14 protein-coding genes and 1 pseudogene are annotated in these 15295 nt (G+C 71.7%); 7 read left to right on the top strand and 8 right to left on the bottom strand.

Annotated features, from left to right (window positions below; genetic code table 11):
* Positions 1–108: 108 nt before the first annotated feature.
* Genes mnhG through ABZY45_RS25490 form a run of 6 tightly spaced genes read right to left on the bottom strand, consistent with a single transcriptional unit; the run spans position 109 to position 6616 of the window.
* On the bottom strand, positions 109–522 hold the full coding sequence (gene mnhG / locus ABZY45_RS25515; RefSeq protein ID WP_356743324.1) for a monovalent cation/H(+) antiporter subunit G: 414 nt from the start codon (positions 520–522) through the stop codon (positions 109–111).
* A complete protein-coding gene (locus tag ABZY45_RS25510) occupies positions 519–842 on the bottom strand; it encodes a monovalent cation/H+ antiporter complex subunit F (RefSeq protein WP_356743322.1) in 324 nt (107 codons plus the stop codon). The genes mnhG and ABZY45_RS25510 overlap by 4 nt, the downstream gene beginning before the upstream one ends.
* Positions 839–1471 (bottom strand): Na+/H+ antiporter subunit E, encoded by a 633-nt coding sequence (locus ABZY45_RS25505; protein WP_356743320.1) that lies wholly within the window; start codon positions 1469–1471, stop codon positions 839–841. The genes ABZY45_RS25510 and ABZY45_RS25505 overlap by 4 nt, the downstream gene beginning before the upstream one ends.
* The gene (locus ABZY45_RS25500; RefSeq protein WP_356743319.1) at positions 1468–3117 is read right to left on the bottom strand and encodes a Na+/H+ antiporter subunit D; all 1650 of its coding nucleotides are present in this window, start codon (positions 3115–3117) and stop codon (positions 1468–1470) included. The genes ABZY45_RS25505 and ABZY45_RS25500 overlap by 4 nt, the downstream gene beginning before the upstream one ends.
* Positions 3114–3707, bottom strand: coding sequence for a Na(+)/H(+) antiporter subunit C (locus ABZY45_RS25495; protein WP_356743318.1), 594 nt, complete (start codon positions 3705–3707; stop codon positions 3114–3116). Before ABZY45_RS25495 ends, ABZY45_RS25500 begins: the two co-directional genes overlap by 4 nt.
* Positions 3704–6616, bottom strand: a complete 2913-nt coding sequence (locus ABZY45_RS25490; protein ID WP_356743316.1) for a Na+/H+ antiporter subunit A — start codon at positions 6614–6616, stop codon at positions 3704–3706. The genes ABZY45_RS25495 and ABZY45_RS25490 overlap by 4 nt, the downstream gene beginning before the upstream one ends.
* A gap of 734 nt (positions 6617–7350) precedes the next feature.
* Between ABZY45_RS25490 and ABZY45_RS25485 the strand changes: the two genes are divergently transcribed.
* The 5 genes from ABZY45_RS25485 to ABZY45_RS25465 are packed head-to-tail and all read left to right on the top strand — an operon-like array spanning position 7351 to position 12840.
* Positions 7351–10251: a nitrate- and nitrite sensing domain-containing protein gene (locus tag ABZY45_RS25485; protein ID WP_356743314.1), complete on the top strand. Its 2901-nt coding sequence runs from the start codon at positions 7351–7353 to the stop codon at positions 10249–10251.
* Positions 10248–10685, top strand: a complete 438-nt coding sequence (locus ABZY45_RS25480) for a roadblock/LC7 domain-containing protein (RefSeq protein ID WP_356743313.1) — start codon at positions 10248–10250, stop codon at positions 10683–10685. The genes ABZY45_RS25485 and ABZY45_RS25480 overlap by 4 nt, the downstream gene beginning before the upstream one ends.
* Positions 10686–10732: 47 nt before the next feature.
* Positions 10733–11089 (top strand): DUF742 domain-containing protein, encoded by a 357-nt coding sequence (locus tag ABZY45_RS25475; protein WP_356743391.1) that lies wholly within the window; start codon positions 10733–10735, stop codon positions 11087–11089.
* Positions 11090–11095: 6 nt separating this feature from the next.
* Positions 11096–11665 carry an ATP/GTP-binding protein gene (locus tag ABZY45_RS25470; protein WP_356743311.1) on the top strand — a complete coding sequence of 190 codons (570 nt, stop codon included), beginning with the start codon at positions 11096–11098 and terminating at the stop codon, positions 11663–11665.
* Positions 11666–11706: 41 nt separating this feature from the next.
* Positions 11707–12840: an FAD-dependent monooxygenase gene (locus ABZY45_RS25465; protein WP_356743310.1), complete on the top strand. Its 1134-nt coding sequence runs from the start codon at positions 11707–11709 to the stop codon at positions 12838–12840.
* Positions 12841–12898: 58 nt separating this feature from the next.
* Here ABZY45_RS25465 and ABZY45_RS25460 read toward each other — a convergent pair whose 3' ends face one another.
* Positions 12899–13300 carry a RidA family protein gene (locus ABZY45_RS25460; protein ID WP_356743309.1) on the bottom strand — a complete coding sequence of 134 codons (402 nt, stop codon included), beginning with the start codon at positions 13298–13300 and terminating at the stop codon, positions 12899–12901.
* Positions 13297–13419: pseudogene (locus ABZY45_RS25455) on the bottom strand (acyl-CoA dehydrogenase); the annotation flags it as partial. The pseudogene ABZY45_RS25455 and the gene ABZY45_RS25460, both read right to left, overlap by 4 nt.
* A gap of 435 nt (positions 13420–13854) precedes the next feature.
* Here ABZY45_RS25455 and ABZY45_RS25450 point away from each other — a divergent pair.
* Together ABZY45_RS25450 and ABZY45_RS25445 are read left to right on the top strand one after the other, a co-directional pair.
* Positions 13855–14676 (top strand): GNAT family N-acetyltransferase, encoded by an 822-nt coding sequence (locus ABZY45_RS25450; RefSeq protein WP_356743307.1) that lies wholly within the window; start codon positions 13855–13857, stop codon positions 14674–14676.
* Positions 14673–15131 carry a hypothetical protein gene (locus tag ABZY45_RS25445; protein WP_356743305.1) on the top strand — a complete coding sequence of 153 codons (459 nt, stop codon included), beginning with the start codon at positions 14673–14675 and terminating at the stop codon, positions 15129–15131. The genes ABZY45_RS25450 and ABZY45_RS25445 overlap by 4 nt, the downstream gene beginning before the upstream one ends.
* The last annotated feature ends 164 nt before the right edge of the window (positions 15132–15295 follow it).

The raw sequence follows: 15295 nt of genomic DNA, 5'->3' as shown, positions 1-15295 counted from the left end.
CCCGGTGGTTCCCTGTCGCATCATCGCAGAAACGATGTGACGTGCGGGGGGATACGCGAAGGCGGGCGCCCGTGACGGCCGGGGCAGCCACACCCGGCCCCCGCTCCCTCAGCTCCGCCCGTCCTCCGTGTCCGTCCCCTCGTCCCGTTCCCGTTCCTGTTCCTGTTCCGCGTCGAGCCGGGTGAGCTGGGCGTCCAGGTCGTCGAAGAGCAGCTCGCCCCGCTCGATCTGGCCCGTCCGGTACGCCGACCGCGCCACCAGATGGGCGGCGACGGGGCCCGTCATCAGCTGGAAGAACCCGATGAGTGCCAGCGTCGCCAGGTCCATGCCGCCGCGCAGTCGCAGCGCGACCCCGGCCAGCACCAGCAGCAGCCCGAGGGTCTGCGGCTTGGTCGCCGCGTGGCTGCGCGAGAGGACGTCCGGCAGCTTCAGCATGCCGACCACCCCGAGCAGGCAGATCGCCGCGCCGAAGAACACGAGAACCGCCCCGGCCGTGTCCGTGACCTGCATCCAGACGCTCACTTCTCCCCCTCCCTGCCCGCGGGCCTGCGGTGCGCCAGCGGCTTGTCCCGTACGGCGATGAAGCGGGCGATGCCCACCGACCCGGTGAACCCCAGGAAGGCGAGCACCAGCATGATCGGGAAGTAGAACGAGTCCCGGGCGAACGCGGATTTGGCGCCCAGACCCGCGATGATCACGGCGGCGAAGACGTCGAGGCCGATGGCCCGGTCGAGCATCGAGGGGCCGCGGCTGATCCGGACGAAGAGCAGTGCGCCCGCGACGACGATGAAGACGACGGCAGCGGTGATCAGCACCCGGTCGACGGTCTCGGGGCCGCTCATGCGTCCTCCCCCGCGTGGTCGGAGCCGGGGACCGGCGGTGGCGGCTCGCCCACCCGTGCGATCTCGTCCGGTGTGCCGAACGCCCGCACGGTCAGCTCCTCCAGCTTCCAGACCGAGGCCCGGGCCGCCTCCAGTTCCGCCGGCTCGTCCGCGTCCAGGACGTGCAGGAAGAGCGTGGCCGTGGCTCTGCGGACCTCGACCACGGAGCCGCCGGGCACGTTGGACACGGTGACGGCGGTGGCGGCGAGCATCAGGTCGCTCCGGCAGCGCAGCGGTACACCTATGACGGCGGGCCGGTGCGGCCGGTCGGCGAAGATCTGGCGGGTGACCTTCACCCCCGAGGTGTACATGTCGTAGAGCAGATAGCCGGCGAGCCGGAGGATGCCCCAGGGGTGCAGCCGCAGCCCCAGATCCACCTGCGGCAGCGGGAAGGCGAGGCAGACGGCGACCGCGACGACCACGCCGGTGACGACGTTGGCCCAGGTGAGCGTGGACCACAGCAGGACCCAGATGAGGGTGAGCCAGGCGATCAGCGGAAGGTCGAGGACACGTCGCCTGCGGCCGGCGAACTCGACGCTGTACGGGGGCAGGTCGGGATTGCGGTACGACAGGGTGATCAGGCGCTTCACGGGCCGAGCACCTCCTCCACATAGGGGCGGCGGTCGATGAGTTCGGCTGCCGAACGGTCGGTGAAGGCCGTCAGCGGACCGGCCAGCACGGTGAACGCGAGGCCGAGCAGGACCGCGCCCGCGGTGGCGCCGGTCATGGGCCGCGGCGGATGGAGGGTGGTGGTGACGGCACGTCCCTGCAGGGTGGCGGCGACGGGCTGCCCGGCCGGGGGCGGCCCCACTCCTTCGTCACCGGTGCCGGGGATGCGGTCGGGTCCGGTGTCGGCGTCCTCGTCGTCGCTGTCGTCGGAGGTCTCCAGGACGGTGCCGTAGGCGGCCTGTCCGGGCGGCTCGGTGCGCCAGAAGGCGAGATTCCAGATCTTGGCCATCACGTACAGCGTGAGCAGGCTCGTCACCGTAGCCCCCGCGACGAGGATCCACGCCCACACGCTGCCGTCGGCGACGCCGGCCCGCATGAGCCCGAGCTTCCCGATGAAGCCGGAGAGCGGGGGGATGCCCGCGAAGTTCATCGCCGGGAGGAAGAAGAGGACGGCGAGAAGCGGCGCGGCCCTGGCGAGTCCGCCGAGCCGGGTGAGCTCGTTGGTGCCGCCCCGGCGTTCGATGAGTCCGGCGACGAGGAAGAGGGTGGTCTGCACGGTGATGTGGTGGGCCACGTAGAAGATGGCGCCGCCGTACGCCTCCCGGGTGGCGAGACCGATGCCGAAGACCATGTAGCCGATGTGGCTGATGAGCGTGAAGGAGAACAGCCGCTTCAGGTCCGTCTGGGCGACCGCCCCGAGGATGCCCACGATCATCGAGAAGAGGGCGACGGCCATCAGCAGATCACCCAGCCGGTTGCCGGGGAAGAGCAGGGTCTCGGTGCGCAGCATGCAGTAGATGCCGACCTTCGTCAGCAGGCCCGCGAAGACGGCGGTGACGGGCGCGGGCGCGGTCGGGTAGGAGTCGGGGAGCCAGGCGGCCAGGGGGAAGACGGCGGCCTTGATGGCGAAGACGGTGAGCAGCATGGCCTGCACCAGGGTCTGCACGCCCAGAGGCAGATCGGGCAGCCGGAGGGCCAGTTCGGCGAAGTTGGCCGTGCCCGTGGCCGCGTACATCATGGCGATCGCCGTCAGGAACAGCATCGAGGAGAACAGCGAGATGATCACGTACGTGGAGCCGGCCCGGATGCGCGGCCCGGTCCCGCCGAGCGTGAGCAGGACGAAGCTGGCGACGAGCATGATCTCGAAGCCCACGTAGAGGTTGACCAGGTCGCCGGCGATGAAGGTGAGGGAGACCCCGGCGACCAGGATGAGGTAGGCGGGGTGGAAGACGGCGACCGGCGTCTCCTTGTCGCGGTCCGCCATGCCCTGGCCGAGCGAGTAGACGAGGACGGACAGGGTGACCGCCGACGAGACGGTCAGCATCAGCCCGGACAGCCGGTCGGCGACCAGCGTGATGCCGAGCGGCGGGGCGAAGTCACCGAGGTGGACGGAGAGGGGCCCCTGCCGGTCGGCGGCGATCATCAGGGTCACCGAGAGGGCGAGTACGGCGGTGAGGACCGCGACGCTGATGAAGCGCTGGAAGCGCGCGAGGCGGGTCCCGAAGGCGAGGCTCAGCCCGGTGGCGCAGAGCGGCAGCAGGACCGGCAGGGGAACGAGCGCGTTCATCCGTCGGCTCCTCGGTCGTGGTCCTGGTCGTTCACGTAGTCCTCCGGGTCGGCTCCGAGCACGTCGTGCCACAGGTCGCCACTGGCGTCCCGGCCCCGGGCCTGCAGGGCGCGGTCGGCGCGCAGCCGGGCGACCAGCCGGCGGTGCTCCTGGCGGTAGCGTGCGCGGTCCGCGCGCGTACGGCCGGATCCCGCCCGGTACTCCTCCCGGAGTTCGGCCCGCTCCCCGAGCACCTCGGCGCGCAGGTAGATGCGCCGGTCCTCCAGGTCGTCGTGGACCTCGTCCGTGCCGGTCAACTGGTAGCTGCGGTAGGCCATGGCGAGCAGGAAGGCGGTGGTGGCCAGGGTGATGACGATGGCGGTGAGGGCGATGGCCTGGGGCAGCGGGTCGGTGACGCGACGCAGCGGGACACCGTAGAGCAGGGGCGCCGCGCCCGCCGAACCGGTCGCCGAGAGGACCAGCAGGTTGATGCCGTTGCCCGCGATGACGGCGCCGAGCAGGATGCGGGTGAGCGGCCGGGAGAGCATCAGGATGCCGCCGACGGCGCAGAGGACGACGGCGGTGGCGAGGAGCGAGGCGCTCATGGTCATCGGTTCGGCTCCCCCGTCCCGGTGCCGGGCCCTGTGCCCGTGGCGGGGACCAGTGCGCCCGCCGCCCGTTCGATCTGCCGGTCGATTTTGGCGCCCAGCGCTCGCACGATGTCCAGGACCACGCCGAGGACCAGCAGGTAGACGCCGAAGTCGAAGAGGACCGAGGTGCTCAGGTGGTAGTCGCCGAAGACGGGCAGGTGCCCGTGGTAGGTCCAGGCGTGCAGCACAGTGCCCTCGGCGAGGCCGCCCAGGGCGACGCCGGTGGACACGAACAGGCCGAGCCCGGTGAAGAGTCCGGGTTGCAGCGGCGCGGCCTCCGCGAGCTCGAACCTGCCGCCCGCCAGGTAGCGGGTGATGAGACCGAGCCCCGCCACGAGTCCGGCGACGAAGCCGCCGCCCGGCATGTTCTCCGCGCAGAACAGCAGGTAGAGGGAGAGCACCAGGATGGGGTGGAAGAGCAGTCGGCCCACCACCTCGAAGACGACGGAGCGGTGTTCGGGCGCGAGGGTGGACCCGGCGGCCAGCCAGTCGCGTTCGGGCGCGGTGTCGTCGCCCTGCGGCAGGCCGGACAGCTTCGACGCCGACAGCGCCCAGGCGGTCTCGCCGCGCAGTTCCTCCCTTCTGGAGGAATTCTCGCTGCGGCGGTGCAGATAGATGAGGCTGGTCACCCCGATCGCCGCCGCCGCGAGTACGGCTGACTCTCCCATGGTGTCCCAGGCCCGCAGATCGACCAGGATGGTGGCCACCACGTCCTTCAGTCCGTGGTGGGCGACCTCTTCGACCATCGCCGCGCCCGCGGGCTCGGCGGTGCGCGCGGCTCCGCTCACCCAGACGGCCACACCGATCGTCGCCGCGGCTCCCAGGGCCACCGGGATGCGCAGCGCCCGCCGCCAGGTGCCGATCGACTCCTCGAAGCGGACCGGCATCCGGCGCAGGACCAGCACGAACACGATCATCGACACGGTCTCGACGCAGAACTGGGTGAGCGCCAGGTCGGGCGCGCCCTGCACGACGAAGAGCAGCGCCGCTCCGTAGCCCGTCAGTCCGGCCAGGACGACGGCCTTCATCCGGCGGCTGACGGTGAGACAGGAGAGCGCGGCGGCGCAGGTCAGCACGGCCACCGCGCCCTGTAGCGGGGCGTCCCACAGCCGGGGGGCGACCGCTCCTTCCCAGGGCCGGTCCGTGACCATGACCGCCAGCTGGCCCACCAGCATCACGAGCAGGGTGATGGCGAGGTAGCCGGAGAGGGAGCCTCGCTGGACGAAGCCGGTGACCTGGAGGGCGAGGCGTTCCAGGCCGAGCAGGAGGTGCCCGAATGCGCTGTCCGCGGTCGGCCAGGCGACGCGGCGGGAGAAGCGGGTGACCTGCGCGCGTCCGGCGAAGAGCACGGCGCCGCCCGCCCAGGTCACGGCGGACAGCAGCAGGGCCGTCCCGAATCCGTGCCAGAGCGCGAGGTGGTAGGGGTGGTCCGGGGCGGGGAAGGCGTCGGCGTACGCGGCGAACAGGGGGTCGGTCCATCCGACGCCGGGGCCGAGCACCAGCCCGGTGACGGCGAGTACGGCAGGCGCCGCGAGGAGCGCGCCGACGCGGTGGACGGCGGTGTCGGCGAGACCGGGCTTGCGGGCGAAGGCCCCCCACACGAAGCGGAGGGTGTAGGCGACGGTCAGTACCGAGCCAGCGACGAGGACTGCGAGGGTCCAGCGGTCGGCGGTGTCACCGTGCAGCAGGGCGTCGAGCGCGGCCTCCTTGGCGGCGAACCCGAGGAGTGGTGGCAGGGCGGCCATCGAGGCGCCCGCGAGCACAGCGACACCGCAGGTCCAGGGCATGGTGCGGCCGAGGCCGGAGACCACGCGCAGGTCCCGGGTTCCGGCCGCGTGGTCCACGATGCCGGTGACGAGGAAGAGAGCCGCCTTGAACAGGGCGTGCGCCAGGATCATCGCCACTGCGGCGAGGGCCGCGTTCCGGTTCCCCGCGCCGGCGAGCACGGTGAGGAAGCCGAGCTGGCTGACGGTGCCGTAGGCGAGCACGAGCTTCAGGTCGTGCAGGCGCAGGGCCCGCCAGCCCCCGAGGAGCATGGTCGCTCCGCCCAGCACCAGGACGACGGGCCGCCAGACGGGGACGTCGGCGAAGCCGGGCGCGAGCCGCGCGATCAGATAGACGCCGGCCTTGACCATCGCCGCGGCGTGCAGATAGGCGCTGACGGGAGTGGGCGCGGCCATGGCGTTCGGCAGCCAGAGACTGAACGGCCAGATCGCCGACTTGGACAGGGCCCCGCACAGCACGAGGACGACCGCCACGGACACGGCGAGAGTGGGTTCGGGCGGGTGGGCGACGATCGTGGAGATCCGGTACGTGCCCGCGGCCTCGCCGAGGATCAGGAAGCCGATCAGCATCGCGAGGCCGCCCAGCGTGGTGACGGTGAGCGCCTGGAGGGCGGAGCGCCGGTTCTTCTTGCGTTCGCTGCTGTATCCGATGAGCAGGTAGGAGAAGACCGTGGTCAGTTCCCAGAACACGTAGAGGGAGATCAGGTCGTCGGCGAGCACGAGCGCGAGCATCGCGCCGGCGAAGGCGAGCAGGTTCCCGGCGAAGGAGGCCAGTTGGGGCGAGTCGTCACCGAAGTAGGAGACGCAGTACAGCAGGACGAGCATGCCCACCCCGGCGGCGAGCAGCACCATCAGCTCGGCGAGGGCGTCCAGGCGCAGGGCGACCGCCACGTCGTACGTGCCGATCCACTCCCAGGACCAGGTGACGGCGCGGCCGGACTCGGCCCGGGTCCACTCGGTGGCCGCCCACACGGTGGTGGCAGCGGGGGGCAGCGCGAGCACGGCGAAGGCGTACCTGCCGAGGCGCCGCACCAGCGGTACCGCGCAGGCCGCCAGGGCGAAATGGCTGAGGATGAGTACGATCACGACGCGGGATCCGGAACAAAGAGCACCGAATACAGATATATCCCCCGGCTCGGTTCACCCGTCCGGCGCGCCGCGCGGCGCCCTCCCCGCTGGTCACGGTCCGCCTCGGTGAGGGTCCGCTCTCGTCCCGTCGTGGTCACAGAACGGCGTCTGCCCTGTTCGCCGATGACCACACGGCATGACGTGGGGCTCTTCCGGTACGAACCCCTCCCGGGGCCGGAATACCCGGTCGGCGTTCACGGACAGGTGTGACGGTTCGTCGGGCACCTCGTCCGTCATTCCGCGGTTCCCTCGGGAGACACGCAGCCGGCAGTGCGCGTCGTCGTGGACGGTGACGCCGTCACCCTCGTGCGACCTGGTCGCGGCGCCCGGCCGGCCGGTGACGGCGTTCGGCAGGTGCCCGTTCATCTCCGCCGCCTCCCGTCGTGCCGGTTCCGCGCTACGGAAACGTGCCTCGGTGGTGCGGAAGGTATACCCGCACCCTCAGCCTCACTCCGGAGCGTGCACACCGCTACCCGGGCATGACAGGCCTTCCCGACACTTCGGCAGGCATATGTATGCACCCTGTGTGCGCGCCGTGTTGCACATGTGAGGCCACTTCCTTTTCTTTTTTGCACTGTGACTAATATCAACGCGTCCAAGTTCTTAACGTATTTGACCAGTCACCGACTGGCATCATCGTCAAGGAGCCTCCCCTGCGCACGCGCGCGTCACGGCGGACCGACTCGGCACCCATGTCGTTGCGGACAGCCCTTCTCGTACTGGCCGTCGTCCCCGGAGTAGCACTGGCCGCCCTGTGGGCCGTCACCAGTGGCCAGACACTCCTGGACTTCCAACGCCAGGCAGCCCAGGGACTCTTGGCCGAACAAGCGGGCCAACCGTCCAACATCGTGTACTACAACCTGCAGGAGGAGCGCCGGCTCAGCGCGCAGGCGCTGGCCCGGCCCGGTGACTCCACCACGGCGCTGAAGCAGCAGCGCGCGCTCACCGATGAGGCGATCAAGACCTTCCAGTCGCTCTCGGACGTGACCGCGGACGACGCGCCCCAGGAGGTGCGGGACGCGGTCGGCAAGGCGAGGGAGGCCATCAACCAGCTGCCGGCCCAGCGCACCCTGGTCGACGAGGGCGACAAGGACCAGCAGGCCGCGGTCTACGGCTACTACACGGACCTGATCGCCGTGGACCTCAAGCTGTTCTCGGCGCTGAGCCACGTGGACAACGGCGAGGTGACCACGCTGGGTCAGCCCCTTGTGGACCTCTTCTGGGCCAAGGAGATGATCTCCCGCTCGGACGCGATCCTGGCGCGCGGCTGGCCCACGGGCAAGCTGAGCACCGAGGACCTGCGGGAGGTGCGGGACGCGGTCTCCGGTCAGGCCTTCCAGGCCGGGACCAAGGTCGTTCCCTACCTCCCCGAGAAGGAGCGGGAGCAGTGGCAGAAGCTGACCGAAAGCTCCGCCTGGGCCGCCAAGACCGAGGTCGAGGAGCAGGTCCTGCGCCCGGCGAAGGCCGACAGATCCGGCTTCGTCACGCTGGAGGCCGACGAGGAGACCTGGCGCACGGCCATGGACGGGGTCACCCCGCAACTCGTCGACCTGCTGGAGAAGCGCACCGCAGCGGTCATGGTCACCGGCAAGGACACCGTCATGTCCCTGCTCGTGAAGATGATCGTCACCTCGGTGATCGGTCTCCTCGCCGTCGTCGCCGTCGTCTGGACCACCTGGCGCCTCACCCGTAACCTGCGCCGGCGCATCTCCGGACTCCAGGAGCGGGCCGAGGAGCTGGAGAAGGCGCTGCCGGACGTCGTCGAGCGGCTGGCCCAGGGCGAGAAGATCGACGTCGAGGCCGAGGCCCGCGCGATCGACACCCCGGGCGAGGGCGGGGACGAACTCACCCGGCTCGGCGGCGCGCTCAACCAGGCCCGCACCAGCGCACTCCAGGCCGCCGTCAGACAGGCCGACCAGCACCGCGGGTTCGAACGGCTGCTCCAGCGCATCGCGCGCCGTACCCAGCAGCTGATCGGCCAGCAGCTCAAGAAGCTGGACGAGCTGGAGCGCAAGCACGAGGACCCCGAGGTGCTCGACGGGCTCTTCGACCTGGACCACCTCACGGCGCGCCTGCGCCGGTACGAGGAGAACCTGGTGATCCTCGCCGGGGGCGCGCCGCACCGGCGCTGGCGCAAGCCCGTGCCGCTGCTGGACGTCATGCGGTCCGCGCAGGGCGAGGTGCAGGACTACCGCCGTGTCGTGCTGGACCTCGACGGCGCCCCCTGGCTGGCCGAGCGGGCCGTCGGCCCGGTCTCCCACGTCCTGGCCGAGCTGATCGAGAACGCGCTGAGCTTCTCCCGTCCGCCGAGCCCGGTCGAGGTCCGGGCGGCGAAGGTGAGCCGGGGTCTGGCCATCGAGGTCGAGGACCGCGGCCTCGGCATGGACGAGGAACAGCTCGCCGAGGCCAACGAACTGATGATCCGTCCGCCGCGCATGGACGTCCTGGCCCACTCCGAGGACATCCGGCTCGGCCTGTACGTCATCTCGCGCCTCGCCGACCAGTACGGTCTGCGGGTCGAGTTCCGTCCCTCCGCCTTCGGCGGGACCCGGGTGGTCGTCCTGGTCCCCGACTCCCTGACCGTGCCCGAGCCGGGAAGCCGCCCTACCGGCGTGCCGTCGGCCGTCCCGCACACGGCGGAACAGGCCTCCGCGGCTCCTGCCGCTCCGGGCGCGCTGCCGACCCGCGTGCAGGGAAGGGCGATGGCCGGGGTGACAGCCCTGTCCGACCACGCCGCGAGGACCCGGCCCGTGGAACAGGTGCAACCAGCCACCGAGCAGCCGTACGAGGACGGTTCCGCCGACCCGTTCCCGGTGCCCGGACAGCCCTTCCCGCCGGAGGCTCAGCCCTACAGGCAGGACGGGACACCGTACGCGGAGACCGAGCCGCCCTACACCCCGGGCGAGACCCCGTACACGGAGGCGGAGCAGCCCTACGCGGTGGACACCGCCTACCCGGTGCGGGAGCAGCCCTACGCCGAAGCTGACCGGCCGTATCCCACGGCCGGTGCCGGACAGCCCTACCCCACGGACGGCTCCGCCTACCCGGCGCAGGAGCAGCCGTACGCCGAAGACCCTTACCCCGGGACCCGGCAGCCGCAGGCGGACGACACGTTCACCGGCCGGGAGCAGCCGTACATGACGGCCGCCGGCCAGTACCCCGTACCGGGGCACGCGTACGCGGACGCCTCCGACGAGCCGTACCCGGTGCCCGAGCCGTCCTACCCGCAGCCCTACCCGGCCGCGGCGGAACCCGCCGCTCACGCCTACGGCGGGACGCCCGCGACGGGGCCGGAGACCGCGCCCCTGGTCCCGGGCCGGCAGCCGGATCCCCTGCCGGCGGGCGGGGAGCCACCGCTCCCCCGACGCGTACGCCAGGCCAGCCTGGTGGACGAGCTCCGGGTGGACCCAGCCTCCCGGACCGCTCCGCCCAAGCCCCCGAGCTGGGACGAGAACCCGCTGCTGCGCCCCGTCCCCCGGCGGGCCGGTGCGGCGATCGGGGCATTCCAGCGGCGCTCGCGCGCGGCACGTGCGGCGGAGGAGCCGCCGGGCCCCGCCGCCGCACCCTCCCCTACGAGAGAAGAACGGTCATGACACGTACAACGGCCACCCTCCAGGATCTGGACTGGCTGCTCGACGGTCTCGTGGACTCGGTCGCCGAGACACTGAACGCCGTGCTCCTGTCCGACGACGGACTGGTGGTGAGCCATTCACGCACCATCGAACGCGCCGACGCCGAAAGGCTCGCCGCGATATGCACCGGCCAGCAGAGCCTCGCCCGTGGGGTCGGCCAGCTGTTCAACGGCGGTTCGGTGCACCAGGTGATCGTCGAACTGGCCGATCTCTGGCTCTTCATCATCGCGGCCGGCCAGGGCACCCACCTCGCCGTCGTCGCCTCGCAGGAGGTCGACGCCGAGGTGATGTCGCTGGCGATGCACAACCTCGTCCAGCAGGTCGGCCAGAAGCTCACCGCCCCGGCGCGCGGGGACTTCGACGCCTTCGGTACCGGGGACGGGCAGCGGGCGTGAGGCCCTACTGGGACGAGGAGGAGGCGGAGGAGGACGGTGCGGGCACGATGGTGCGCCCGTACACGATCACCCGTGGCCGGACCGCTCCCGAACGGGACGACTTCAGTCTCATCACCGTGCTCACCACCGCCGACGAAGCGGTGGACGAGCACGGTACGCCCCTGCGCGTGGGCCGGCTCCAGCCGGAGCACCGCATGATCCTGGACCGGTGCCGCAGGCCGGCCGCGGTCGCCGAGGTCGCCGCCGGCCTCGATCTGCCGGTCTCGGTGACCAAGATCCTGCTGGCCGACCTGGTCGGCCAGGGCCTGCTGCTGGCGCGCGCCCCCCTCGCGGTGGCGCGGGCGTCCGGCGGGGCCGACATGGGACTGCTGGCCGCCGTACGTGACGGACTCCGGAGACTCTGAACCGAGATGACAAACAGTCAGACGGCGCCTGCCGCCGTGAAGATCCTCATAGCCGGTGGCTTCGGTGTCGGAAAGACCACGCTCGTGGGCGCCGTCAGTGAGGTCGCCCCCCTGCGCACCGAGGAATACCTCACCCAGGCGAGCATCGGTGTCGACAGCCTCGCCGGCGTCGGCGAGAAGAGCACCACCACGGTGGCGCTGGACTTCGGCCGTATCACGGTCAGTCCGGAGCTGGTGGTCTACCTCTTCGGCACACCCGGCCAGGAGCGTTTCTGGTTCATGTGGAACGACCTGGTCAACGGGGCGCTCGGCGGAGTGGTGATCGCCGACACCCGGCGTCTGGAGACGAGTTTCGCCTCCATCGACTTCTTCGAGAGCCGGGACATCCCCTTCGTGGTGGCGATCAACTGCTTCCACGGGCACAACACCCGTACGACGGACGAGATCCGGACCGCCCTGGATCTGGACCCGCATGTGCCGCTGCTGATCGGTGACGTACGGCAGCGCGCCTTCGGCCGCGATGTTCTCCTCGCGCTCGTCGACCATCTGATGAGCCTGCCCGCGGCCGTCGGCTGACCGCCCTCCCTTTCCCTTCCTGCGCCTGGAGAGAAACCGATATGGCAACACCCTTGCGTGTACTGGTACACGGCGGAGGCATCGGCGGGCTCACGCTCGCCGTCGCACTCGCCCGGAGCGGGCACACCGTCGAGGTCGTCGAGCTCCGTGACGAGCTGGACGCGCTCGGCGTCGGCATCATCCAGCCGTCCAACGCCCTGCATGTCATGGGCGAGATCGGTGTGCTCGACGCCTGTGTGGCGGCCGGCTTCGAGTGGGAGGTGCTGACCATCTGCGACCCGGCCGGCGCCACGCTCGCCAAGATCCCGCAGCCCCGGATGGGCGACGCCCCCGCCAGCAACGGCATCCCGCGCCCGGAGCTGGCCAGGGTGCTGGGCGACGCGACCACGGCCGCCGGGGTCCCGATCCGCTTCGGGACGACGATCAGCGAGCTGACCGACGACGGCGCCGGGGTCGAGGTGACCCTGTCCGACGGCTCCCGTGGCCGCTGGGACCTGGTCGTCGGCTTCGACGGCATCGGCTCGCCCCTGCGGAGCAGGCTCTACGGCGACCGCTACGCCCCGGAGTACACCGGCTTCGCCAACTGGCGGGTCACCGTGCCCCGTCTGCCCGAGGTCCAGGGTGTGGTGGTGAGCACGGGCAGGACGTCCACCAAGGCGCTGCTCACGCCGATCACGGACGAGCTGATGTATCTGGCCGCGGTGACGGCCGAGGAGGCGGACTTCCGGCCGGATCCGGCGCGGGCGCACGAACAGCTGAGGGAGCGCCTCGCCGCGTTCGGCGGACCCGTCGCCCAGGCCCTGAGTGAGGTCGCGTCGCCGGACGGCGTCGTGTACTCCCGCATCTCGCAGGTCACGGTGGAGGGGCCCTGGCACGTCGGCCGGGTGGTCATCGCGGGTGACGCCGCGCACGCGAGCACCCCCAACCTGGCGCAGGGCGCCGCGATGGCCGTGGAGGACGCGCTGGTGCTGGTCCACTCGCTGGACGCGTACGAGGACGTGCCCTCGGCGCTGGCCGCCTGGGAGGAGCGCCGCCGTGCCCGCGCGATGTTCGTGCAGAACCTCTCGCGCGCCATCCTCAAGGAGGAGACGGGCAGCCCGACGACGCCCGCGGAGGACGCGCTGCTGAAGGTCGGCATGCCCGGCGCCGCCCACGTGCTGGTCGAGCCGTACTGATCCGCGCGGCGGAGCGGGGCGGGGTGGCCGGACCGTCCCGCCCCTCCCGCATGCCGGCTCAGTCCAGGACGGCGATGCCGTCGATCTCGACCATGGCCTGCTCGTCCCAGAGCTCGGCCACCCCGATGACGGCCATGGCGGGATACTCACGCCCCGCCATCCGCCGCCAGATGTCGCCCAGTTCGGTCGTGTGGGCGCGGTAGGCGGCGACATCGGTGGCGTAGACGGTGACCCGGGCCAGCGCGGAGGGGGCGCCGCTGGCCGCGCGCAGGGCGGTGAAGAGATTGGCCAGTGCCGCCTCGAACTGCTCGGGGAGGCTGGCTCCGACGAGCTTCCCGTCGCCGTCCAGCGCGGTCTGTCCCGCCAGGAAGACCAGTCGCCCGCCGGTGGCCGTGACGGCGTGCGAGAAGCCGGTGGGCGGGGCGAGTTCGGCGGGGTTGATCCGGGTGAGGGGGTTCATGCGGGTGTCTCCTGGGTCGCGTACAGCTCCTCGGCGATGACGGTGCGCTGTGCCCCGGTGGCGCCCTCGTGGATCCGGAGAGCGCGGACCTCCACGCAGAGCTGTTCCAGCAGTTGGCCCAGCCCGTCACGGGCGAGCGCGTACAACTCGTCGCACCGGGGCGGCTCCACCGGGGGCCACCACCACGGCCGCGGAATCGAGGGAGTATGCCGTCATACCGGCGCCTCTCTTGTCACGACGTATCGCGGATCGTTGACTACCGTCACTCGAACGATACGCTCCGAGGCCGACAATGGGCGGCGCTTCTTGGCGCCGTCAGGTACCCCGGGCGCGCACACCGACACCGTCGCGCGCGCCGGTCCTCCAGCCGACAGGGACTGCCCTGGACGACAGGAACTGGAGCTGCGGGACCGGGTGACCCGGCGAACGGCGCGACCGGTCGTCCCCGCGTACGCCGTGCCGCGTGGGGGCGGGGCCCTGTTCGCGGCGGAGGGCCGCCGGCGCGCCCCGGAAATCGGGATGACCCGGGGCGGGGTGAGCGGACAGGATGAGACATGACCTGGACCTTCACACAGGACGTCGCCGTCTTCCTGGACGCCGCCGGGGCGTCGCTCGCCGCCCGGCCCGCCGAGAACACGCTGGTACTGACCGTCACCGCCACCCTGCGGGACAGCGGCCCGCACGCCTACGGCGCGGAGATGCCGGTGCTCGGCTGGTGGCGCGGGTCGGACGGCGAGGTGGCCGGGACGCTGGTGCGCACGCCGCCCTTCGTGCCGATCCTGGGCACGACCGCCCCGGAGGCCGTCGAAGCGCTGCCCGGCGCGCTGCCGCTGCCCGGCATCAACGCGGAGCGGGGGGCCGCGGCGGCCCTGGCTTCCGGCTGGCCCCGGCACCGCGTCGACGGGGAGCAGCGGCTCTACCGGCTCGGCACGCTCGTGCCGCCCTCCCCCGCGCCGGCGGGGGAACCCAGGACCGCCACCACCGCCGACCGGGCGCTCCTGATCGACTGGCTCCGCGCCTTCGGTGCGGAGACCGGCCAGTCGGGCGACCACACGGAACGGATCGTGGACGACAGGACGGCACACCGCGGACTGACTCTCTGGGAGGCCGGCGGAGTGCCGGTCTCGCTGGCGGGCGTGTCGCGCGCGGTCGCGGGCACGGTGCGCGTGACGAGCGTCTACACCCCGCCCGAGCACCGGGGCCGGGGGTACGGGGCGGCGGTGACGGCCCGGGTCAGCCAGATGGCGAGGGAGGAGGGCGCCCGCGAGGTGCTGCTCTTCACCGATCTGGCGAACCCGACGAGCAACGGTGTGTACCGGCGCATCGGTTACGAGCCCCTGGGCGACCGGGTGCTGATCACGGCGGAGCCTTCATGAGCACCGGGGCCGGGGGGACACCGGCGGAGGGGAGATGGCTGATCGCCGCGAACGTGGTGCGATGGCGGCGCTACGGCGAGGGCGGCCAGGAGCTCCGGCCCGGGACCAAGTCGTACCGGGGCGGCTCGAAGGTGTACGTGATCGAGACCTACCCCGGGGCGGGTCACGAGCAGCTGACCACGATCGGGCGGGGGCGGCACACCGGCACGTACATCAGGATCGACATGTCGACGCGCAATCTGCACAACTTCAGGGCCGTTCCGGTGTACAGCCCCACCGTGCTGCGGTTGTGCGAGGAGGCGGACGTGGGCGGCTGCTGGACGGCCCGCGGGGACGCGGAGGAACTCGCCGCGCGGCTCGGCGTGCTGGCCGCCGAGCACCGCGCCACCCACTGGACCGCGCCCCATCCCACGCCGTGCCGCTGCCACGAGTGCCTGACGCTCGGCTCGGTGTGAACCAGGACCTCGGGCCGTGGCGTGAGCCCGAAGCGGGCGCCTTTGCGTGACCTGCGTCACGGGTGCGCGACAGCGGACGGGGACCGATGTGGCGAAGGTCCCTTTTGCGACGGTCGGCTGCCCCTATGTCTGCGGCGGGGCACTTCGTATGGTTGAGGGCAGGA

The sequence above is a fragment of the Streptomyces sp. NPDC006516 genome (genome assembly GCF_040611875.1).
Lineage (GTDB): Bacteria > Actinomycetota > Actinomycetes > Streptomycetales > Streptomycetaceae > Streptomyces.
This window is presented reverse-complemented; position numbering and strand designations above follow the sequence as displayed.